The following is a 19,182-nucleotide window of genomic DNA, read 5'->3' on the forward strand; positions in this document are numbered from 1 at the left end:
TCCGTGCGGTCGATCAGTTCTGCGAAGGGGTCATGCAGGCGGCGTTGAGCAGGCCGACGCTGATGGCCACGGCGGCGACATAGATGCCGGCGGCGATCTCACCGTTGCGGATGCGCTGCGAAGTGCCCTTGAGCACCAGGCTGGTCATCAGGAACGCCAGCAGTTGCACCACGGCGGCGATTAGCGCCCAGACGGCGAAGTCCAGCAGGCTGATGGAGTAGGCGATGACGTTGCTCGCCGGGATGGCGAAACCGATGATGGCGCCGCCCAGGGCGATGGCGGCGGAGATGTTGCCCTCGCGGATCAGCTGGAACTCCTTGTGCGGCGTCAGGCGGGTGTAGACGAACTGGAACAGGGCGAACAGCACGGCCGCGCCGAGGATGTAGGTCAGGAAACCGACCACGGCGAATTTGTTCAGGGAAATGGAAAGGGCTTCAAGCATGGGTTCTGGTCCTTGTCAGAGGGTTTGCAGGTCGGTCATGTACAGGGAAATGCCCAGGGAGGTCACCAGGCTGACGCTGCCGTCGGCGTATTGCTCCACGGAAAACAGCAGGAACTCGCGGCGATTGGTCAGGCCGGTGTCACGGGCATACAGCATCGAATGGCTTTCGAAGGCGAAGGTCTCGTCCGGCTTGGACACCTGCTCGCGCAGCGGCACCAGCTCGGTCTGCCCGGCTTCGGTGCCCCATTCGCGCTGGTACTCGACGCCTTCGAGGCTGTAGGTGGGCTGGCCGATCAGGCTGTCCGGGCCGGCCAGGCGCCGCAGCTCGGCTTCGTTGTTGACAGCCTGGTTGCTCAGGTAGTTGAACAGGATGATCGATTTGACCTGGCCGTCGATGCCGCCACTGGTGTGCACCTGCAGCCAGTAGTCCTCGTCGTCCAGGTAGTAGCGCGACAGCCATTCGGACTGGCCCAGGTCCACCAGGCCTTCGCTGTAGACCGCCTGGTCGGCGGGAATCGCCACGCGGCTGTTGTCGGCGAGCAGCAGCTTGAGGCTGGCATCGAAGCGGATGCCCGCGCCCATGCTCAGGCCCAGTGGGCCGGTGGCGAAACTCGAGCCTGTGGTGGCCGGGGCCTGGAGCCCCAGAAAGCGTTTAAACCATCCCATTGTCGATGTCCTTGAGGCGGGTGGAAGCGATGTAGAAGAGTTCGCCGCCCTGGATCCGCGTATCGCTGTGCGGGTTGATCTGCGGGTGTTGCGCGCCGCGGGCGCGGTAGCCGATCAGGGTGGCGTTGTAGCGTTCCTTGAGGTGTACGTAGAGTTCGGCGAAACGGCCCTCGTAAGTCTCGGGCAGGCGCATGACGTATTGGGTGGCGCCCTGGCCGACGCACAGCAGTTCGTTGATCACCACCGAGGAGCCGGGGTCCTGGGAGGAGCGCACCAGCATCTCGATGGCCATGCTCGAGGTGCACTCCAGCTTTGGCGCGTAGGAGGCGGCCAGGGTGGCGATTTCACTGTCGTTGAAGTGGGCGACCACATGGCCGGCGGGGCGCAGCTGGTTGATCGCCAGCACGCTGGCCAGGGTCAGGTCGTCGGAACTGGTGCGCACCAGCACCCGTTCGGCGCCGGGCACTCCGGCGCGCAACAGCAGGGCCGCGGACGACAGGCTTTCGCCCCTGACGAAGGCGGCCTTGCCCTGCATCGGGTTCTCGTCGAGGGTCGCGTCGCAGATGACGATCAGGTTGTCGTTGGAGGTTTCGTCCTGCAGCAGCAATTCGATCACCCGCTCACTGGACGCGCCTTCCCAGCCGACCAGTACGGTATGCCCGGTCTGGCCGGTGAAGTCGCCTTTGCCTTTCATGCCTTTTCTCCATAGGTCCATAACGCTGCTGGTGGTCTTGCCGATGGCCGCGGTCAGCAGCGCGATGCCGCCGAGCATCACCCACACCGCCACGAAGACCCGGCCAGCGGCGGATTGCGGCGACAGGTCGCCATAACCCACGGTCAGGGTGGTGGTGAAATAGAAATAGATGAAGGTCGCGGGCGCGGTGAGGTGTTGCTCGCCCAGGGCCACCAGGCCGAGATAGGAGGTCGCGGCATGCACGCCGAGCGCGATGGCCAGGCCCATCCAGCCGAAGCGCTGGAAGAAGGTGGCCGCGTATACCCGAAGCAAGATGAAAATCGACATCGAATCCCTGATTTCCTGATGAGCTGATCTATCCGTGATGCAGCGCGCCGTGCCCGGGCAAGGCATGGCTCATTGCCGCGCGGCATTAGACATCGGCTTGGCGCCGGATAAAAGCATTTTTGCCGCGATGAACCCCGCGAAGGCACCAAAGATATGCCCTTCGAAGGAAACCCCGGCCCGTGGCAGGAACCCCAGGACCAGGCCGGAATACAGGAACATCGTCACCGCGGCGGCCAGCAGGCTGCTCCAGCTACGCAGCAACCAGGCACGGGTGAGGATGTAGGCCCACAGGCCGAAGACCCAGGCGCTGGCGCCGACATGGATGCCCCGGAAGCCGAACAGCCAGACCAGCGCGCCGCCGAGCAGGACGATGATCAGGCTGACCACCACGAAGCGCCGCTGGCCTTCGGCGATCACCATGGCGCCGAGGATCAGGAAGGGCACCAGGTTGGCGGTCAGGTGGGTAAAGGAGCCGTGGAGAAAGGGCGAGGTGAGTATCCCCGGCAAACCCTGCAGGGTACGGGGGATCAGGCCGAAGATATTCAGGCTGTAGCCGCTCAGGCTGTTGAGCACCTGTACGGCGATCATCACCAGGGCCAGTCCCGCCAGGGTCTTGAAACCGTTTGCAACTGCCATCGAGGCCCTCCCATAGGCCAGAAAAAGGGCACTGCGGATGTAGCCGCTGGCGAAGCCCGCGATCGGCTTGGGCGGCATTCCGACGCAGCAGTCGCGAAGCCTGAGTGCGCAGCCTTTCTGAAGTGCCGCGCCGCCTGGCCTTGCGACTGCTGCGCAGTCGTACGCAGCCTGCGGCAGCGGCTACAGGAGGGGCCTTACTCGGCCGACTTCTGTTTCTTCAGTCGCTCGAGGATCGCGTTGGCGCTGCCCTGGTCCGGTACGATGTTGGCTTCGCGCAGGCGACGTTCCAGGTCGTTGCCGTTGCTCGAATCGGCCAGTTGCTCCTGGGCTTCCATTTCCGCCGCGCGCTGATCCTGGCGGGCCTGCAGGCGGTTCAGGGTGTTGACCGCGGTTTCCAGCTTGCCGTTGGCGCCGCCGCTGGCGATCGAGGCGCTGACCTGGGCCTTCTGCACGCTTTCCCGGGCCTTGGCCATGTCCACTTGCTGGCGCAGGCTGCGGATGCGCGCTTCGGCCTTGCCGATGTCCTTGCGCATATTCTCGGCGTAGGCGCCGAATTCGCTGGCTTGCTTTTGTTCCGCTTCCAGGCCGGTGGTCAGGGTCGAGATGGCTTCGGCGACTTCCAGGGCCAGGTCTTCGCGGTTGGCCTGCAGCGAGGCGAGGGCCTTGGATTCCAGGTCGGCGATCTTGGCGGTGAATTCGCTCACTCGCTCCGAGGACAGCTTGTGCTTGGCCATGATGGTGACCAGTTCGCGCTTGGCGTTGGACAGGGCGTTGTCGGCGTCGCGGATTTCCTGGTCGAGGATGCGCAGGGCCTGCTGGTCGGCGATGGCTTCGCCGACTTCGTTGGCGCCGCCGCGCAGGGCGGTGAACAGTTTGTTCCAGATGGACTGAGTCATGTAGGCGTACTCCGGATTCTCGGCAATCAGTTGAAGAAGCTTTCGAAGGCTTCGGTGGCGCGTTGAACGTTGTCCACCAGGGTCTTGACCTCGGTCACCACGTTGGTCAGGTTCGAGCTGGCGCTCAGGGCGCCGAACATGTTGTAGACGGTCTGGCCGTTGGGCATGGACTCGATGCCGATCGAGGAGAGGGGGAACATCTCCCGGCTGCGCAGCACCGCGTCATTGAAGCGGGCGACGTCGTTGATCGACTCCAGGTCCACCAGCACGGTGTCGACGATGATCTGCTCGCCGACCACCGCGATGTAGATCGGCAGGCCGCCGAAGTCGTGCATTTCCAGCTTGATGCTTGGCTCGGCGCCTTGAATCAGGCTCAGGCCGATTTCGTTCGAGGTCACTTCGTCCAGGGCCTGCAAGGCGCTGAAGAGGCGGTCGATGGTCCAGTTCTCACCTGCGATCATGTCATTCTCCAATACCGGTGCGCCGCCGATCAGGGGTTGGCGCAGCTTCTTCTCAATGTGCTTGAGCACGCTCCGGTTTTCCGGAAGTACCCAGGTTTCGTGTTTCACATAACCAGCGGCACTCAGGCCCGCGCGCATCTGCTTCATGTAGAAGCTCGATGGTTTCTTGCCGGACGCCTTGTCGCTGGAAGCTTTCGAGCGCTCTCCTTGTCGACTCTCTGAGGAAGCCGGTAGGTCAGCAGGCTGACTGGCCGGGAGGGTCTTTTTCATGGGGTGACTCCGCTGTTCACGTATCACGCGTGAGAACATTACAGGGGATTTTGTTACGACTCAATGACTCACGCGTGATATTTTTTGATCCATCGAAAAAAGTAGCTGGAGGTCTCTGGAACGACGCTTTCCGTTGGCAAGACGATGTTGCTGGGACTCAGTCCAGGCTTGCCAGCCGCTGGCGCAGGCGTTCGACCTGCTGCGTCTGCTCAAGCTGTTCCGTGGCTGTCAGCGCCCGTTCGGCGTATTCGCGGCTGACGAACAGAATGGCGTCGTTGCCGTCGGGTTCGTCGGGATAATCCGGGTGTTCGACTATCTCTTGCAACAGTTCCCGGGTCACCGCCACCACGTGGAAATGCACGCTGAAGCCGCTGGAGAACCCCAGCTTGTAGAACACCACCTTGTGCGGCTGGTACTCCAGGCGCAGCAGGCGTTCGCTGAGGGCCAGAACCTGGCCCAGGGTTGTCAGCGCCGGTGGTGTGAGGTCGACGAGGTCGCTGGCCTGGGCGCGGGAGGCGACGATCAGGCTGCCCGGGTGGCGGGCATCGCGGCGATAGCTGATGCGCCAGTGCTCGGTTTCCAGAAGGCTCATTGAGTCCATGCCAGGGCGGTCCTTGTGCGGCGGGCGAGGCTGTTGACGATCGCGCCTCGATCATTGCCCGGGTGATGTCGGGGTGTGGAATTTATACAGGGTGCAGGGGTAGCCGTCTGCCGTGATTGGATGGCAGCTGTAGGCGTCGCCGATGAGCGCGGGAATGACCCGGGCCCAGAAATCCCGGGCCGGCCGGTTGTCATCGATATGGAAGATCTGCCAGTGCCCGGGCAGCAGCTCCAGCAGTTGCACCACCACCTGCCGGCCGATGCCGCGACCGCGAAAGCGCCGGACCACGAAGAAGTAGGCGAGGTTGTACTGCACCTCGGCAAAGTGCACCTGGACGTCGACTATGGCAAAGCCGGCCAGTTCGCCGTCGACCCGCAGCAGCCAGGGACGGGTGCCGGGCTGGCGCCAGTATTCGGTCTTCGGCTGGATCTGGAACAGGCCGTGGCGGCCGAGCTTGATCGGCAGCCACTCGCTGAATTCGTACATGAAGAACTGCATCAGGTTTTCGATGCATTCCAACTCGTCGCGCTGGGCCGGGTGCAGTTCGATCAGGCTCATGGTTCCAGGCTCCGAACCGTGTCGGTGGGCGATGTGGCCTGGGCCGCGAAGTAGCGTTCGGCGCTGAGGCTGTACAGCAGGCTGGGGGCCAGGCCGGGGAAGTCGTCCAGTTCGCCGTCCAGGGTCAGGCCCAGGCGTTCCAGGGCGCGGCGCGATGGCAGGTTGTCGGGGCGTACCAGGCCGATCACCTGTTCCTTGCCCAGCACGCGGAACGCCAGGTGCAGCGCGGCGTCGGCCATTTCGCTGGCATAACCCTGGCCCCAGGCATCGACGGCGAAGCGAAAGTACAGGTTCAGCCCGGTGCGCTCGCCGAAGCGGCTGTGCATGACGCCGCCGAACCCCAGCACCTGCTCGGGCTGCTCGCGGTCGCAGACCACCCAATAGCCGAAACCCTGTTCCTGCCAGTGTTGTATCCAGCCCTGCAACCGGTGCTGGCAGCTCTCGCGACTGTCCGGGCCGGCCGGGTTGTAGCGCTGGGTTTGTGGGTCGCCGTGGATCAGGTGGGTGACGTCCAGGTCGGCGGCCGTTGGCGCGCGCAACAGCAGGCGGGCGGTGAGGGTGGTCGCGGAGGAGGGGGTATCGAGCATGGGATTCGTCCGAACGCTAGGGGGTATTTTTCTTCAATACACTGGGCGGTCTGCGCACTTACCTTGGGCACCGGACTTTCCGATTGATCCTTTGAAGGTGTGTGATGAGCCTAGTGTTTTCCATGGCGGCCTTTGCGCTAGCCTCTTCGATTACCCCCGGCCCGGTCAATATCGTGGCCCTGAGTTCCGGCGCGCAGTTCGGCTTTCGCGCCAGCCTGCGGCATGTCGGTGGCGCGACCCTGGGGTTTGTCCTGTTGCTGGTGCTGATCGGCCTGGGCTTGCATGAGCTGTTGCGGCTGTGGCCGTTCCTGACCCGCGGCATCCAGCTGTTCGGGGTGGCCTTCTTGCTGTTCATGGCCTGGAAGCTGGCGCTGGACGACGGCCGGCTGAGCAGCGACGACAAGGCCAAGGCGCCGTCGGCCCTGTACGGGGCGATCATGCAATGGCTCAACCCCAAGGCATGGCTGGCCTGCGTCGCCGGCATGGGGGCGTTCGCCGCCAATGGCGAGGCGCTGCTGGTGTGGCAGTTCGCGCTGGTGTACTTCGTGATCTGCTACCTGTCGATTGCCTGCTGGGCCTACGCCGGGACTTTTTTGCGCCAGTACCTGAGCAACCCGAAGGGCATGCGCTTGTTCAACCGCAGCATGGCGGCGCTGCTGGTGGCGAGCGCGGTGTATCTGTTGTTGCCTTGAGCATCTGAGCGGTGTGCCGGGCATTTAGTGTCATGGCTATCGCGGGCAAGTCGGATCGCCGCCCGCTCGCTCCTACAGAAGCGGTTTGCGGGCTGCGATGAATCACCCGCGATATTGCCCCGGCGTCGCCGCCAGGTGCTGCTTGAAGGCGCGCTGGAAATGCGCCTGGTCGGCGAAACCGGCTTCCAGGGCCACGTCGGCGATCGGCTCGCCGTCACGCAGCCGGGTCTGGGCGAACTGCACCCGCTGGTTGACCACAAAGGCGTGGGGTGTCATGCCGTAATGCTGCTTGAAGGCGCGGATCAGGTAGGACGGCGACAGCTCGGCGGCCTGGCAGATTTCCTCCAGCTTCAGCGAACGGGTGCAGTGTTGGCGAATGTAGTCGGCCGCCCGTTGCAGCTTCTGGTTGCTCTCGCGCGGCGGCCGGCTTGCCGGGTTCAGGCGCTGTTGCAGGTCGCTGAAAAACGCCACCGCGGCGCTGTGTTTTTGCAGGACCTCGGCCTGTTCGTCCACCAACACCTCATACAGGCGATTGAGCCCGGCATAGAGTTCGGGGTCATCGCTGTGGGGCGTGGAAAAGGCGCGAAAGCCCTGGTCCTGGCTGAACCCCAGCTGGTGCTGCAGATCGGTCAGCCAGGGGGTGTCGACATAAAGCATGAGATACGACCAGGGCTGGTCGTCGATGGGGTTGCAGGCGTGCACTTCGCCGGGGTTCATCAGCACCACGGTGCCGGCACTGATGCGAAATTGCGCCTGCTCGTGCAGGTAAGTGCTGTGCCCGGCGGTGATGGCGCCGATGGAGAAATGCTCGTGGGCATGCCGGGCGTAACAGACCTTGCGCCCATCGGCGATCGAGCGGGCCTCGATAAAGGGCAGCGCCGCATCGCGCCAGAACTGCGGGGCGGTATCGAGGCTGGGGCTCAAGCTCGGCTTCATCAAAGGCATCCCATCGGCAAGCGTCGGTCTGCGAGTGTATTAGGTCTAGCCGGCGAAGGCTCGCTCCAGCGCGGCGATATCGAGTTTTTTCATCTGCAGCAGGGCCTGCATCACCCGCTGCGACTTGGCCGTGTCGGGGGCGGTCATCCAGTGGTTCAAAGCGCAGGGCACGATCTGCCAGGACAGCCCGAACTTGTCCTTGAGCCAGCCACACTGCTGGGCCTGGGGATCGCCGCCGTAGGACAGGGCGCTCCAGAAATGATCGATTTCCCCCTGGTTCTGGCAGTTGACCTGCAGGGAAACCGCTTCGTTGAACTGGAATACCGGACCGCCGTTGAGGCCGGTGAAGGTCTGCCCATCGAGCTCGAAGGACACGGTCATCACCGAGCCTTCGGGGCGGCCGTGGAACTCGAAGCCGGCCTTGCCGTAGTGGGTGAGGGCGGTGATGCGCGAGTGCTCGAAGACCGAACAGTAGAACTGGGCGGCGGCTTCGGCCTGATGGTCGAACCACAGGCAGGGCGTGATGCGGTGAATGTAAGACATGACGGTTCTCCTCGGCGGCTGGTCCACGCTTGAGCAAGCGTAGCCAGCCCGGGGGCGGCCGGGGCTGCCGTAGATCGACAAAGCGCAGCCGGGCGAGGAGTGGTATCGAGCCAGCGCATCCGCTTCAGAAGCGCCGCCCTTGCTCGGCTACCCAGGCGTTGGCCATGTCGATAAAAGCACGCAGTTTCGGTTGGCTCTGGGTGCGGCTGGGAAAGTACAGGTACAGGCCCGAACTCAGCGGTATGAAAGGCTGCAGCACAGACTCCAGGCGCCCGCTGGCCAGGTCGTCGGCCACCTCGAAGTCGCAGGCGTAGGCCAGCCCCTGTCCGCCCCGCGCCATGGCGACCAGCAAGTGCCGATCGTTGACCACCAGCGCACCCTCGACGCCGACGGTGAAATCCCGCCCATTGCGCCGGAACTCCCAGCGATGGGTCGTGCCCGAGGTGAGGAAGCGAAAGCCGATGCCCTGGTGCCGGGTCAGTTCTTCCGGGGTCTGCGGCTTGCCGGCCCGGGCGAAATAGTCCGGGGAGCCCACCACCGACCATTGCAGGTCCGGGGTCAGGCGCACGGCGACCATGTCCTTTTCGATCGATTCGCCCAGGCGGATACCGGCATCGAAGCCCTCGCTGACCAGGTCGACCGCGGCATCGTCCAGGGAAATCTCCAGCCTGACGTCGGGATAGGCCGCGCGATAGCGCGAGACCAAGGGTTCGATCAATAGCTTGCCGGATAGCCGTGGCGCGGTCAGGCGCAAGGTGCCCATTGGCCGGTCGCGATAGCTGCCCAGCACCGCCAGGGCGTCGCCGATTTCACTGGCGGCCGGGCGCAGGCGGATGAACAGGCTGCTGCCGGCTTCCGTCAGGGCCACGCGGCGGGTGGTGCGCTGGAACAGCAGCACCCCGGTACGCCGCTCCAGGGTCTTTACCGCATGGCTCACTGCAGTCGGGGTCACCCCCAGCTGGGTGGCGGCGAGGGTGAAGCTCTTGTGTTCGGCGACGGCGAGAAACTCGGTCAGGCCGTCGAAAGGGTCCTGGTTCATTGCAAGGCCATTATGAAAGAAAGGTTCATAGTGCTTGTAGCATGAGGCCATTTTTCCAGCCAATGCGCTTGCGTACCTTGTGCTCACCCACTTCTCACAAGGTACCGATCATGACTTCGCAAACGACTTTCAAACGTGTCTGGCTGATCACCGGGGCTTCCCGTGGCATCGGCGCAAAAATCACCGCCGCGGCCCTGGCCCATGGCGATGCGGTGGTGGCCACCGCGCGTAATGCCCAGTCGATCAGCGAGCGTTTTGGCGCGCAGCCGGGCCTGCTGGCGGCGCAACTGGATGTCACCGACGAGGCCCAGGCCCGCGACGTGGCGCAGATGGCCGTCGAGCATTTCGGCCGTATCGATGTGCTGGTCAACAATGCCGGTTTCGGCCTGCTCGGCGCGGTGGAGGAGGCCAGCGGCGACGAGATCCGCCGGGTCTATGAAACCAACGTGTTCGGCCTGCTCAATGTCACCCGCGGGGTGCTGCCGCACATGCGTGCCGCCCGCAGTGGCCATGTGATCAATATCTCGTCGATCGGCGGCTATCAGTCGGGGCCGGGCTACGGCGTCTACTGCTCGACCAAGTTCGCCGTCGAAGGCCTGAGCGAAGCCCTGCACAGCGAGCTGGCGCCCTTGGGGGTGAAGGTCACGGTGGTCGAGCCGGGCTACTTCCGCACCGACTTCCTCGACGGCAATTCGTTGCTGGAGTCGCCGGCATCGATCGCCGACTACACCACCACCCTTGGCCAGGTACGCCAGCAGGCCAAGGCCTATAACCAGCAGCAGCCGGGCGACCCGGACAAACTGGCGCAGGCGATGATCGCCCTGGTCGAAGCCGGGCAACCGCCGCTGCGCCTGCCCTTGGGCACCGACACCCTGGGCGCCATCGCGGCGAAGAACGCCTACGTCGAGCAGGAAACCGCGACCTGGCGGGCGCTGTCGGCCTCCACCGATTTTTGATGCTGTGGTCATCGCCCGGCCGCCCCGTCCAGGGCGGTTGGGCGTGACCGGCGGTCGCAGAATCCGGCCTGTTCGGCAAACTGCGCTTAGCTGTATGGAAAACCTCGCGGCGCGCGTAGGCCTTTGGCCACAGCGACGCCGCTCCAGGATCCCGTGAATCCTGTCCCCCTCGGCCTGAGGAACTATGCATGTTGACACTCAATATCAATGGCAAGGACCAGCAGCTCGAGGTGCCCGCGGACATGCCGCTGCTCTGGGTGCTGCGCGATGTGGCGCACCTGACCGGCACCAAGTTCGGCTGCGGCATGGCGCAATGCGGCGCCTGCACCGTGCACGTCGATGGCGCGCCGCTGCGTTCCTGCGTGACCCCGGCCGCGGCGGTGGCCAACGGGCAGAAGATCCTCACCATCGAAGGCCTGTCGACGGACGGCTCGCACCCGGTGCAGCGCGCCTGGGCCGAGCTGGACGTGGTGCAGTGCGGTTACTGCCAGTCGGGGCAGATCATGTCGGCCGCGGCCTTGCTGGCGAAGATCCCGTCGCCCACCGACAGCGATATCGACCAGGCGCTGTCCGGCAATATCTGCCGCTGCGGCACCTACCCAAGGATCCGCGCGGCGGTCAAACGCGCCGCCGAAATCGGCTGAGTCGGCATTAAGAGGGACAAGGCATGATCACTGCGTCGCGTCGTGGATTTCTCAAAGGGGGCGCGCTGCTCGGCGGCGGGCTGGTGGTGGCGTTCGTCATCCCGGGGGCCAATCGTTTTGCCCGGGCGGCGAGCGAAGAATTCGTGCCCAATGCGTTCTTGCGCATCGCCCCGGACGGGGTGGTCACCGTGGTGCTCGGCCATTCGGAAATGGGCCAGGGCATCTGGACCGGGCTGTCGATGCTGATCGCCGAGGAGCTGGATGCCGACTGGTCGAAGATCCGCGTCGAACACGCGCCGGCCGCCGCGGTGTATGGCTTGCCGGCATTCGGCGGGATGCAGATCACCGGCGGCTCGACCTCGACCTGGATGGAGTTCGACCGCTATCGCCAGGCCGGCGCCGCGGCCCGCCAGATGCTGATCGAGGCGGCGGCCAAGCGCCTGCAGGTGGCGCCCTCGACCCTGCACACCGAGCAGGGCTGGGTGGTGGCCGGGAAGCAGCGCCTGAGCTACGGCGACTTGGCCAACGACGCCGGGCAGCTGCCGGTGCCGGCCCCGGCCTCGCTGCGCTTGAAGGAGGCCAAGGACTGGCGGTTGATCGGCAAGCCGACCAAGCGCCTGGACACCCCGGAGAAAATCACCGGCCGCGCGCAGTTCGGCATGGACATGTATTTCGACGGCCTGCTGACCGCCGTGGTCCTGCGTTCGCCGGTGTTCGGCGGCACCCTCAAGTCCTTCGATCCCCAGGCGGCGCTGGCGGTGCCCGGGGTGCTCAAGGTGCTCCAGGTGCCCACGGGCGTGGCGGTGGTCGCCGAGCATTACTGGGCGGCCAAGCAGGGGCGTGATGCGCTCAAGGCCGAATGGGACCTGGGGCCGAACGCCAATATGAGCAGCGAAAGCCTGATGCAGAGCTTTCGCAAACTGGCGCTGACCCCCGGGACCAAGGCGGCCGAGGCTGGCGATGCGGCCGGGAGCATGGCCAAGGCGACCCAGGTGATCAAGGCCGAATACAGCGTGCCTTACCTGGCTCATGCGCCGATGGAGCCGCTCAACTGCACGGTGCGCATCGGCGCCGACAAATGCGAGATCTGGACCGGCACCCAGTTCCAGACCCTGGACCAGATGGTCGCGTCGAAGATCACCGGGCTCAAGCCGGAGCAGGTGCAGATCCACACGCAATTCCTGGGCGGCGGTTTCGGCCGTCGGGCCAACCCCACTTCGGACTTCGTCAGCGAGGCGGTGGCGGTGGCCAAGGCCGCCGCAGCCCCGGTGAAAACCGTCTGGTCGCGGGAAGACGATGTGCGCGGCGGCTATTTCCGTTCGGCGTTCCTGCATCAGGCGCAAGTCGGCCTGGACGCCCAGGGCCTGCCGCTGGCCTGGCAGCATGTGCTGGTGGGGCAGTCGATCATGGCCGGCACCTCGTTCGAGGCCAGCTTCGTCAAGAACGGTATCGATAACACCTCGGTCGAGGGGCTGGCGGACGGTCCTTACCTGAAGGGCACTCCACATCACCGGGTCGACCTGCATTCGCCAATGACCGGCATCACCGTGCTGTGGATGCGCTCCGTGGGCCACACCCACACCGCGTTCGTCGTCGAGTCGTTGATCGACGAGATGGCCGACGCGGTGGGCAAGGACCCGGTGGAGTACCGCCGCATCTTGCTCAAGGATCACCCGCGGCACCTGGGCGTGCTTAACCTGGCGGTGGAGAAGGCGAGCTGGGGCAAACCCGTGCCCAATGGCCATGCCTTGGGCGTTGCGGTGCACGAGTCCTTCGGCAGTTATGTGGCGCAGGTGGTCGAGGTGTCCCAGGAGGCCGAGCGGATTCGCGTGCACCGGGTGGTCTGCGCGGTGGATTGCGGCATTGCGGTGAACCCGCAAAGCATCACCGCGCAGATGGAGTCGGGCATCACCTTTGGCCTGGGTATGGCCCTGCACAGCCGCATTTCCTTCAAGGACGGCCGGGTGGTGCAGTCCAACTATCACGACTTCCAGGTGTTGCGCCTGAACGAGATGCCCCAGGTCGAGGTGCACCTAGTCGCCAGCACCGAGAAGCCCGGCGGTATCGGCGAGGCAGGCGTGCCGCCCACGGCGCCGGCGGTGGCCAACGCGGTGTTCGCCCTGACCGGCCAGCGCCTGCGCGAGTTGCCGCTGCAACTGGCGGGGGTGTGAGATGAAACGCCACCTGTTCCTCGGTGCGCTGATCCTGGTCGGCCTGGGCGGTTATGCCTCGGACCTGTTCGCCGCCGATGAACCGGCGCTGGCGGCGTTCGCGACGGTGCAGAAGGTGTTCCAGAGCCCACGCTGCCAGAACTGCCACATTCCCGGGGATGCGCCGTTGCAGTTCGACGCCGGTACGCCCCATGCCATGGCCGTGGTCCGTGGCCTGGACGGCAAGGGCGCGGCGGGGCTGCCGTGCGCCACCTGCCATGGCGCAAGCAACCCGCCGGCCAGCTACGGCCCGCACATGCCACCGGGGGCGCCGCACTGGAGCCTGCCGCCGGCGGCGCACAAGATGGCCTGGATCGGCCTGCCGGCCGACCGCCTGTGCCAGATGATCAAGGACAAGGCCAGCAACGGCGACCGCGACTTTGCCGCGCTGATCAGGCATGTCAGCGAAGACAAGCTGGTGCTCTGGGGCTGGAGCCCCGGTGGCAATCGCGCGCCGGTACCGGTGCCCCACGAGGTGTTCGTCAGCCAGTTCAAACTCTGGGCCGAGGCGGGCGGCCCCTGTCCGGCGGTCGGAAGTTGACGCCAGGGGGCCTCAGGGAGGGCTGGTTGCGGGGCAGGTGTAGGCCTCGGCAACTAAGCTCTATAGGTGATTCCCGCCAATGGAGTGTGCGATGTTTTCCCCAGACAAGCCTGTCCAGGCACCGGACCAGGTGCCATCCCCGGAGGCGGATGACCCGTCCCGGCAACTGTTGCGCGATCAGAACCGCCGGGCCGAGCAGGAGCTGGCCGCGGTGCAGGTAGCCAACCTCGATAAACTGACCCTGCTGCCCAACCCCCACGGCTTTGCGGTGCTGGCCGGCGATGCGTTGCAGGCCTGCAAGGACCTGAACTGCCCGGCGACCTTGCTGCTGTTCGATCTCGACGATATTTACCGCATCGCCCGCGCTTACGGGCCGGACGAAGGCGAGGCGGCGCTGAAAACCTTCGCCGACGGCCTGCGCATCGCCTTTCGCGAGAGCGACGTGGTCGGGCATCTGGAGTACCAGCGTTTCGCGGTACTGCTGACCGGCTCGGAACGGGTGGAAAAACTGGCGATCATCACCCGCCTGCAGGCCATCCTCGACGAGCGCACGGCCACCCAGCAGTGTATCTACGACATCTGCTTCAGCATCGGCCAGATCGAGTTCGATCCGGCCCGGCCGGTCGATGTGGAAACCTTGCTGGCGGATGCCGACAAGTCCATGAGCAGGCCTGGCCTCGGGCCGTTGAAGGCGTGATGCTGGACCGATATCGCAATACGGCTGGTTATTGCTCGGTGTCTGTCTGCCCTTGAAGCCTGTTGCGCAGCTCGGTGATCACGCGCAGGGCCGTTTGAATATCTTCAACCTCAAGTCCGGCCGACAGCTCGTTGACCAGCGGGGTGTACAGGCGGATAGCCTCGTTGAAGGCTGCCGTGCCCTTGTCTGTCAGCGTCACGAGCTGTGCGCGCCGGTGATGCGGGTTGGGCTGGAATGTCACCAGCCCTTCCTTCTCCAGATCGTTGACGATGCGCTGGACATTCTGCCGGTTGGCCTCCAGGTCCCGAGCGAGCCAGGCGACCGGCTGCGGGCGCTCCGCCGCCACGATCGCGCCCAGAATCTGCCAGCGGGCGCTGGTCAGCCCGAGGGGTGCGACTATCCGGTCGCCCCAGGCCAGCGTCAGGTTGCTGGCCCGGAACATACTCAGAATGAAGTCGGTCAGGGCAGCCCCGGCCGGGGTGGGTTCAGGTTCGTGCATAACGTGGTTATCCAGACAAAGTGATTCTTCAGGGATATTGACATCATGATGTCAATATCGCAATGTGGTTACGAATTCAGCCCTCACACCTGGAGCTTGCCATGCCTCTCATTCGCCCTATGGACCCCGCCTTTCCGATCGACCGCCAGATCACACTGGAAGCCTCGCCGGTCATCCTGATCAACGTCTTCACCCTGGACCAGGCCGACGAGCCGACCTTCCTGCAGGCCTGGCAAGACGATGCCAGCTTCATGAAGCAACAGCCGGGGTTCATTTCCACCCAGCTGCATCGCGCCATCGGCGAAAGCCCGACCTATCTCAATTACGCGGTCTGGGAGTCCAACGCGCATTTCCGGGCGGCCTTCGTGCATCCGGAGTTCAGGGCCAAGCTTTCGCACTATCCGTCCTCGGCGGTCGCTTCCCCGCATCTGTTCCAGAAGGTCGCGGTACCGGGCATCTGCGTCGCCTAGGAGGCCGAAACCTGGCTCAGGTGGTTGCGGCCGTGAGGTGTCTGCCGGCCACTGCTGCATCCGCGCTCGCCTGCTGGCCGTCGCCCGGTGACAGCAGGCAAAACTCACGCTCATGCCTCGCTGGCCGGCACCAGGAAGGCGGCCTCCAGCAACTGCCGGGTGTAGGGATGCTGCGGCGCGGCGAAGATGTTCTGCGCGTCGCCCTGTTCCACCACCTGGCCGTGCTTGACCACCATCAACTGGTGGCTCAGGGCCTTGACCACCGCCAGGTCGTGGCTGATGAACAGGTAGGTCAGGTTGTACTTGGCCTGCAGCTTGCGCAGCAGCTCCACCACCTGGCGCTGCACGGTGCGGTCGAGGGCCGAGGTCGGCTCGTCCAGCAGGATCAGCGCTGGCTTGAGCACCAGGGCGCGGGCGATGGCGATGCGCTGGCGCTGGCCGCCGGAGAACTCGTGGGGGTAGCGGTGCCGGGTTTCCGGGTCGAGCCCCACTTCCTTGAGCGCTTCGATGATCGCCTGTTCCTGCTCGGCGGCGGTGCCGATCTTGTGGATGCGCAGGCCTTCGCCGACGATCTGGCTCACGCACATGCGCGGGCTGAGGCTGCCGAAGGGGTCCTGGAACACCACCTGCATCTCCCGGCGCAACGGCCGCACCTGCTGCTGCGACAGGCAGTCCAGCTGCTTGCCTTCAAAGCGGATGGCGCCCTTGCTGGCGATCAGCCGCAGGATCGCCAGGCCCAGGGTGGATTTGCCCGAGCCGCTTTCGCCGACAATGCCCAGGGTCTGGCCCTGGGGCAGGCTAAAGTTGATGCCGTCCACCGCCTTCACATGGTCGACGGTGTGGCGCAGCAGGCCTTTCTTGATCGGGAACCAGACCTTCAGGTTCTCGACTTGCAACAGCGGCGGGCCGACCTCATTGGTCGCCGGCTTGCCGCTGGGTTCGGCCGCCAGCAGTTCACGGGTGTAGGGATGCTGGGGCGCGCGGAACAGTTCTTCGCAAGGCGCCTGCTCGACGATGCAGCCGCGCTGCATCACGCAGACGCGGTGGGCGATGCGCCGGACCAGGTTGAGGTCGTGGCTGATCAGCAGCAAGGCCATCCCCAGGCGCGCCTGCAGCTCCTTGAGCAGTTCGAGGATCTTCAACTGCACGGTGACGTCGAGGGCGGTGGTCGGCTCGTCGGCGATCAGCAACTCCGGCTCGTTGGCCAGGGCCATGGCGATCATCACCCGTTGCCGCTGGCCGCCGGACAGCTCGTGGGGCAGGGCCTTGAGGCGCTTGTGCGGCTCGGGGATGCCCACCAGCTCCAGCAGCTCCAGGGTGCGCTGGGTGGCGATCTTGCCAGTCAGGCCCTTGTGCAGACCCAGCACCTCGTTGATCTGCTTCTCGATGCTGTGCAGCGGGTTGAGCGAGGTCATGGGCTCCTGAAAGATCATGGCGATGCGGTTACCGCGGATATGGCGCAGGGTTTTCTCTTTCTGGCTCAGCAAATCCTGGCCGGCGTACTGGATGGTCCCGGACGGGTGGCGGGCCAGCGGGTAGGGCAGCAGGCGCAGGATCGAGTGCGCAGTCACCGACTTGCCGGAGCCGCTTTCGCCCACCAGGGCCAGGGTTTCGCCGCGCTTGATGTCGAAGCTGATGCCCTCGACCACCCGTTGCTGGTGTTCGCCGACGACAAACTCGACGGCGAGGTCGCGGACTTCGATCAGATTGTCCTGATTCATCTCATTTCCTCGGGTCGAAGGCATCGCGAGCGGACTCGCCGATGAATACCAGCAGGCTCAACATGATCGCCAGCACGGCGAAGGCACTGATGCCCAGCCATGGCGCCTGCAGGTTGGATTTGCCCTGGGCCACCAGTTCGCCCAGGGACGGCGCGCCGGGTGGCAGGCCGAAACCGAGGAAGTCGAGGGCGGTCAGGGTGCCGATGGCGCCGGTGAGGATGAACGGCATGAAGGTCATGGTCGAGACCATGGCGTTGGGCAGGATATGGCGGAACATGATGGCGCCGTTCTGCATGCCCAGGGCGCGGGCGGCGCGCACGTATTCCAGGTTGCGCCCACGCAGGAACTCGGCGCGTACCACGTCCACCAGGCTCATCCAGGAAAACAGCAGCATGATCCCCAGTAGCCACCAGAAGTTCGGCTGCACGAAGCTGGCGAGGATGATCAGCAGGTACAGCACCGGCAGCCCCGACCAGATCTCCAGGAACCGCTGCCCGGCCAGGTCGACCCAGCCGCCATAGAAACCCTGCAGCGCCCCGGCGATGACGCCGATGATCGAGCTGAGGATGGTCAGCGTCAGGGCGAACAGCACCGACACCCGGAAGCCGTAGATCACCCGCGCCAGCACATCGCGGCCCTGGTCGTCGGTGCCCAGCAGGTTGTCCGCCGAGGGCGGCGCGGGGGCCGGGACTTTCAGGTCGTAGTTGATGCTCTGGTAGCTGAACGGGATCGGCGCCCACAGCACCCAGGCGTCCTTGGCCGCCAGCAGCTCGCGGATGTACGGGCTCTTGTAGTTGGCCTCCAGGGGGAACTCGCCGCCGAAGGTGGTTTCCGGGTAACGCTTGAGCGCCGGGAAGTACCAGCCGTCGTCGTAATGCACCACCAGCGGCTTGTCGTTGGCGATCAGCTCGGCGCCCAGGCTCAGGCCGAACAGGACCAGGAACAGCCACAGCGACCACCAGCCGCGCTTGTTGGCCTTGAAGAGTTCGAAGCGCCGGCGATTGAGGGGGGACAGGTTCATCTCAATGCTCCCGGCTTTCGAAGTCGATGCGTGGGTCGACCAGGGTATAGGTCAAATCGCCGATCAGTTTCACCACCAGCCCCAGCAGGGTGAAGATGAACAGGGTGCCGAACACCACCGGGTAGTCGCGGTTGATCGCCGCCTCGAAGCTCATCAGGCCCAGGCCGTCGAGGGAGAAGATCACCTCCACCAGCAAGGATCCGGTAAAGAAGATGCCGATGAAGGCCGAGGGGAAGCCGGCGATCACCAGCAGCATGGCGTTGCGGAACACATGGCCGTACAGCACGCGGCGCTTGGTCAGGCCCTTGGCCCTGGCGGTGATCACGTACTGCTTGTTGATCTCGTCGAGGAAACTGTTCTTGGTCAGCAGGGTCATGGTGGCGAAGTTGCCGATCACCAGGGCGGTCACCGGCAGGGTCAGATGCCAGAAGTAGTCGAGGATCTTGCCGCCCCAGCTCAGTTGGTCGAAGTTGTTCGAGGTCAGGCCGCGCAGCGGGAACCAGTCGAAATAACTGCCGCCGGCGAACATCACGATCAGCAGGATGGCGAACAGGAACGCCGGGATCGCGTAGCCGACGATGATCGCCGAACTGGTCCAGACATCGAAGTGGCTGCCGTGGCGGGTGGCCTTGGCGATCCCCAGGGGGATCGACACCAGGTACATGATCAGGGTGCTCCACAGCCCCAGGGAAATGGACACCGGGAGTTTCTCGCGGATCAGGTCGACCACCTTGGCGTCGCGGAAGAAGCTGTCGCCGAAATCCAGGGTGGCGTAGTTCTTGATCATGATCCACAGGCGTTCCGGCGCCGACTTGTCGAAGCCGTACATCTTCTCGATTTCCTTGACCAGGGCCGGGTCCAGGCCCTGGGCGCCACGGTAGCTGGAACCGGCCACCGAGACTTCGGCGCCGCCGCCGGCGATGCGGCTGGTGGCGCCCTCGAAACCCTCGAGCTTGGCGATCATCTGTTCCACCGGGCCGCCGGGAGCGGCCTGGATGATCACGAAGTTGATCAGCAGGATGCCGAACAGGGTAGGGATGATCAGCAGCAGTCGCCGCAGAATGTAAGCCAGCAT

23 protein-coding genes are annotated in these 19,182 nt (G+C 64.8%); 7 read left to right on the forward strand and 16 right to left on the reverse strand.

Annotated elements, in window-relative coordinates:
- Positions 1–13 precede the first annotated feature (13 nt).
- The 9 genes from C4K38_RS13760 to C4K38_RS13800 form a co-directional block, all read right to left on the reverse strand.
- Positions 14–442, reverse strand: a complete 429-nt coding sequence (locus C4K38_RS13760; protein WP_028682288.1) for a DUF350 domain-containing protein — start codon at positions 440–442, stop codon at positions 14–16.
- A gap of 15 nt (positions 443–457) precedes the next feature.
- Complete coding sequence (locus C4K38_RS13765) at positions 458–1,108, reverse strand: DUF2491 family protein (protein WP_053278847.1); 651 nt, start codon at positions 1,106–1,108, stop codon at positions 458–460.
- A complete protein-coding gene (locus tag C4K38_RS13770) occupies positions 1,095–2,129 on the reverse strand; it encodes a potassium channel family protein (protein ID WP_053278848.1) in 1,035 nt (344 codons plus the stop codon). The genes C4K38_RS13765 and C4K38_RS13770 overlap by 14 nt, the downstream gene beginning before the upstream one ends.
- Positions 2,130–2,198: 69 nt before the next feature.
- On the reverse strand, positions 2,199–2,765 hold the full coding sequence (locus tag C4K38_RS13775) for a rhomboid family intramembrane serine protease (RefSeq protein WP_053279050.1): 567 nt from the start codon (positions 2,763–2,765) through the stop codon (positions 2,199–2,201).
- A gap of 194 nt (positions 2,766–2,959) precedes the next feature.
- Positions 2,960–3,661: a PspA/IM30 family protein gene (locus C4K38_RS13780; RefSeq protein WP_053278849.1), complete on the reverse strand. Its 702-nt coding sequence runs from the start codon at positions 3,659–3,661 to the stop codon at positions 2,960–2,962.
- Between the two features lie 26 nt (positions 3,662–3,687).
- Positions 3,688–4,392: a YjfI family protein gene (locus C4K38_RS13785; protein ID WP_081001494.1), complete on the reverse strand. Its 705-nt coding sequence runs from the start codon at positions 4,390–4,392 to the stop codon at positions 3,688–3,690.
- A gap of 157 nt (positions 4,393–4,549) precedes the next feature.
- Positions 4,550–4,984, reverse strand: a complete 435-nt coding sequence (locus C4K38_RS13790) for an HIT family protein (RefSeq protein ID WP_231998546.1) — start codon at positions 4,982–4,984, stop codon at positions 4,550–4,552.
- Positions 4,985–5,044: 60 nt separating this feature from the next.
- Positions 5,045–5,551, reverse strand: a complete 507-nt coding sequence (locus C4K38_RS13795) for a GNAT family N-acetyltransferase (RefSeq protein ID WP_053278851.1) — start codon at positions 5,549–5,551, stop codon at positions 5,045–5,047.
- Positions 5,548–6,138, reverse strand: a complete 591-nt coding sequence (locus C4K38_RS13800; protein ID WP_053278852.1) for a GNAT family N-acetyltransferase — start codon at positions 6,136–6,138, stop codon at positions 5,548–5,550. Before C4K38_RS13800 ends, C4K38_RS13795 begins: the two co-directional genes overlap by 4 nt.
- 104 nt (positions 6,139–6,242) lie before the next feature.
- Between C4K38_RS13800 and C4K38_RS13805 the strand changes: the two genes are divergently transcribed.
- A complete protein-coding gene (locus C4K38_RS13805; protein ID WP_053278853.1) occupies positions 6,243–6,830 on the forward strand; it encodes a LysE family translocator in 588 nt (195 codons plus the stop codon).
- A gap of 102 nt (positions 6,831–6,932) precedes the next feature.
- Here C4K38_RS13805 and C4K38_RS13810 read toward each other — a convergent pair whose 3' ends face one another.
- The 3 genes from C4K38_RS13810 to C4K38_RS13820 form a co-directional block, all read right to left on the reverse strand.
- A complete protein-coding gene (locus C4K38_RS13810; RefSeq protein ID WP_053278854.1) occupies positions 6,933–7,766 on the reverse strand; it encodes an AraC family transcriptional regulator in 834 nt (277 codons plus the stop codon).
- 45 nt (positions 7,767–7,811) lie between these two features.
- On the reverse strand, positions 7,812–8,309 hold the full coding sequence (locus C4K38_RS13815; protein ID WP_053278855.1) for a VOC family protein: 498 nt from the start codon (positions 8,307–8,309) through the stop codon (positions 7,812–7,814).
- A 124-nt stretch (positions 8,310–8,433) separates the two neighbouring features.
- Complete coding sequence (locus tag C4K38_RS13820) at positions 8,434–9,348, reverse strand: LysR family transcriptional regulator (RefSeq protein ID WP_053278856.1); 915 nt, start codon at positions 9,346–9,348, stop codon at positions 8,434–8,436.
- 110 nt (positions 9,349–9,458) lie between these two features.
- Between C4K38_RS13820 and C4K38_RS13825 the strand changes: the two genes are divergently transcribed.
- The 5 genes from C4K38_RS13825 (at position 9,459) to C4K38_RS13845 (ending at position 14,396) form a co-directional block, all read left to right on the forward strand.
- Positions 9,459–10,304, forward strand: a complete 846-nt coding sequence (locus C4K38_RS13825) for an oxidoreductase (RefSeq protein WP_053278857.1) — start codon at positions 9,459–9,461, stop codon at positions 10,302–10,304.
- A gap of 188 nt (positions 10,305–10,492) precedes the next feature.
- Positions 10,493–10,948, forward strand: a complete 456-nt coding sequence (locus C4K38_RS13830; protein ID WP_009048695.1) for a (2Fe-2S)-binding protein — start codon at positions 10,493–10,495, stop codon at positions 10,946–10,948.
- A gap of 23 nt (positions 10,949–10,971) precedes the next feature.
- On the forward strand, positions 10,972–13,119 hold the full coding sequence (locus tag C4K38_RS13835) for a xanthine dehydrogenase family protein molybdopterin-binding subunit (RefSeq protein WP_053278858.1): 2,148 nt from the start codon (positions 10,972–10,974) through the stop codon (positions 13,117–13,119).
- Position 13,120: 1 nt separating this feature from the next.
- Complete coding sequence (locus C4K38_RS13840) at positions 13,121–13,699, forward strand: hypothetical protein (RefSeq protein WP_053278859.1); 579 nt, start codon at positions 13,121–13,123, stop codon at positions 13,697–13,699.
- 91 nt (positions 13,700–13,790) lie between these two features.
- The gene (locus C4K38_RS13845; protein WP_025809211.1) at positions 13,791–14,396 is read left to right on the forward strand and encodes a GGDEF domain-containing protein; all 606 of its coding nucleotides are present in this window, start codon (positions 13,791–13,793) and stop codon (positions 14,394–14,396) included.
- A gap of 28 nt (positions 14,397–14,424) precedes the next feature.
- Here C4K38_RS13845 and C4K38_RS13850 read toward each other — a convergent pair whose 3' ends face one another.
- The gene (locus C4K38_RS13850) at positions 14,425–14,895 is read right to left on the reverse strand and encodes a MarR family winged helix-turn-helix transcriptional regulator (RefSeq protein WP_053278860.1); all 471 of its coding nucleotides are present in this window, start codon (positions 14,893–14,895) and stop codon (positions 14,425–14,427) included.
- Positions 14,896–14,996: 101 nt separating this feature from the next.
- Here C4K38_RS13850 and C4K38_RS13855 point away from each other — a divergent pair, with 101 nt between their 5' ends.
- Positions 14,997–15,365 (forward strand): antibiotic biosynthesis monooxygenase family protein, encoded by a 369-nt coding sequence (locus C4K38_RS13855; RefSeq protein WP_053278861.1) that lies wholly within the window; start codon positions 14,997–14,999, stop codon positions 15,363–15,365.
- 110 nt (positions 15,366–15,475) lie between these two features.
- Here C4K38_RS13855 and C4K38_RS13860 read toward each other — a convergent pair whose 3' ends face one another.
- Genes C4K38_RS13860 through C4K38_RS13870 form a run of 3 tightly spaced genes read right to left on the reverse strand, consistent with a single transcriptional unit; the run spans position 15,476 to position 19,182 of the window.
- On the reverse strand, positions 15,476–17,086 hold the full coding sequence (locus C4K38_RS13860) for an ABC transporter ATP-binding protein (RefSeq protein WP_053278862.1): 1,611 nt from the start codon (positions 17,084–17,086) through the stop codon (positions 15,476–15,478).
- 1 nt (position 17,087) lies between these two features.
- Complete coding sequence (locus tag C4K38_RS13865) at positions 17,088–18,107, reverse strand: ABC transporter permease (RefSeq protein WP_009048700.1); 1,020 nt, start codon at positions 18,105–18,107, stop codon at positions 17,088–17,090.
- A 1-nt stretch (position 18,108) separates the two neighbouring features.
- The gene (locus C4K38_RS13870) at positions 18,109–19,182 is read right to left on the reverse strand and encodes a microcin C ABC transporter permease YejB (RefSeq protein WP_009048701.1); all 1,074 of its coding nucleotides are present in this window, start codon (positions 19,180–19,182) and stop codon (positions 18,109–18,111) included.

The sequence above is a fragment of the Pseudomonas chlororaphis subsp. piscium genome (assembly GCF_003850345.1).
Classification (GTDB): Bacteria; Pseudomonadota; Gammaproteobacteria; order Pseudomonadales; family Pseudomonadaceae; genus Aquipseudomonas; species Aquipseudomonas piscium.

Bases quoted from the DNA above. Each gene is read 5' to 3' on its own strand.
- C4K38_RS13765 (WP_053278847.1), bottom strand. From the start codon at position 1,108: ATGGGATGGTTTAAACGCTTTCTGGGGCTCCAGGCCCCGGCCACCACA.
- C4K38_RS13845 (WP_025809211.1), top strand. From the start codon at position 13,791: ATGTTTTCCCCAGACAAGCCTGTCCAGGCACCGGACCAGGTGCCATCC.
- C4K38_RS13820 (WP_053278856.1), bottom strand. From the start codon at position 9,348: ATGAACCAGGACCCTTTCGACGGCCTGACCGAGTTTCTCGCCGTCGCC.
- C4K38_RS13840 (WP_053278859.1), top strand. From the start codon at position 13,121: ATGAAACGCCACCTGTTCCTCGGTGCGCTGATCCTGGTCGGCCTGGGC.
- C4K38_RS13800 (WP_053278852.1), bottom strand. From the start codon at position 6,138: ATGCTCGATACCCCCTCCTCCGCGACCACCCTCACCGCCCGCCTGCTG.
- C4K38_RS13790 (WP_231998546.1), bottom strand. From the start codon at position 4,984: ATGAGCCTTCTGGAAACCGAGCACTGGCGCATCAGCTATCGCCGCGAT.
- C4K38_RS13775 (WP_053279050.1), bottom strand. From the start codon at position 2,765: ATGGCAGTTGCAAACGGTTTCAAGACCCTGGCGGGACTGGCCCTGGTG.
- C4K38_RS13850 (WP_053278860.1), bottom strand. From the start codon at position 14,895: ATGCACGAACCTGAACCCACCCCGGCCGGGGCTGCCCTGACCGACTTC.
- C4K38_RS13830 (WP_009048695.1), top strand. From the start codon at position 10,493: ATGTTGACACTCAATATCAATGGCAAGGACCAGCAGCTCGAGGTGCCC.
- C4K38_RS13780 (WP_053278849.1), bottom strand. From the start codon at position 3,661: ATGACTCAGTCCATCTGGAACAAACTGTTCACCGCCCTGCGCGGCGGC.
- C4K38_RS13870 (WP_009048701.1), bottom strand. From the start codon at position 19,182: ATGCTGGCTTACATTCTGCGGCGACTGCTGCTGATCATCCCTACCCTG.
- C4K38_RS13825 (WP_053278857.1), top strand. From the start codon at position 9,459: ATGACTTCGCAAACGACTTTCAAACGTGTCTGGCTGATCACCGGGGCT.
- C4K38_RS13760 (WP_028682288.1), bottom strand. From the start codon at position 442: ATGCTTGAAGCCCTTTCCATTTCCCTGAACAAATTCGCCGTGGTCGGT.
- C4K38_RS13835 (WP_053278858.1), top strand. From the start codon at position 10,972: ATGATCACTGCGTCGCGTCGTGGATTTCTCAAAGGGGGCGCGCTGCTC.
- C4K38_RS13770 (WP_053278848.1), bottom strand. From the start codon at position 2,129: ATGTCGATTTTCATCTTGCTTCGGGTATACGCGGCCACCTTCTTCCAG.
- C4K38_RS13795 (WP_053278851.1), bottom strand. From the start codon at position 5,551: ATGAGCCTGATCGAACTGCACCCGGCCCAGCGCGACGAGTTGGAATGC.
- C4K38_RS13815 (WP_053278855.1), bottom strand. From the start codon at position 8,309: ATGTCTTACATTCACCGCATCACGCCCTGCCTGTGGTTCGACCATCAG.
- C4K38_RS13785 (WP_081001494.1), bottom strand. From the start codon at position 4,392: ATGAAAAAGACCCTCCCGGCCAGTCAGCCTGCTGACCTACCGGCTTCC.
- C4K38_RS13865 (WP_009048700.1), bottom strand. From the start codon at position 18,107: ATGAACCTGTCCCCCCTCAATCGCCGGCGCTTCGAACTCTTCAAGGCC.
- C4K38_RS13860 (WP_053278862.1), bottom strand. From the start codon at position 17,086: ATGAATCAGGACAATCTGATCGAAGTCCGCGACCTCGCCGTCGAGTTT.
- C4K38_RS13805 (WP_053278853.1), top strand. From the start codon at position 6,243: ATGAGCCTAGTGTTTTCCATGGCGGCCTTTGCGCTAGCCTCTTCGATT.
- C4K38_RS13810 (WP_053278854.1), bottom strand. From the start codon at position 7,766: ATGAAGCCGAGCTTGAGCCCCAGCCTCGATACCGCCCCGCAGTTCTGG.
- C4K38_RS13855 (WP_053278861.1), top strand. From the start codon at position 14,997: ATGCCTCTCATTCGCCCTATGGACCCCGCCTTTCCGATCGACCGCCAG.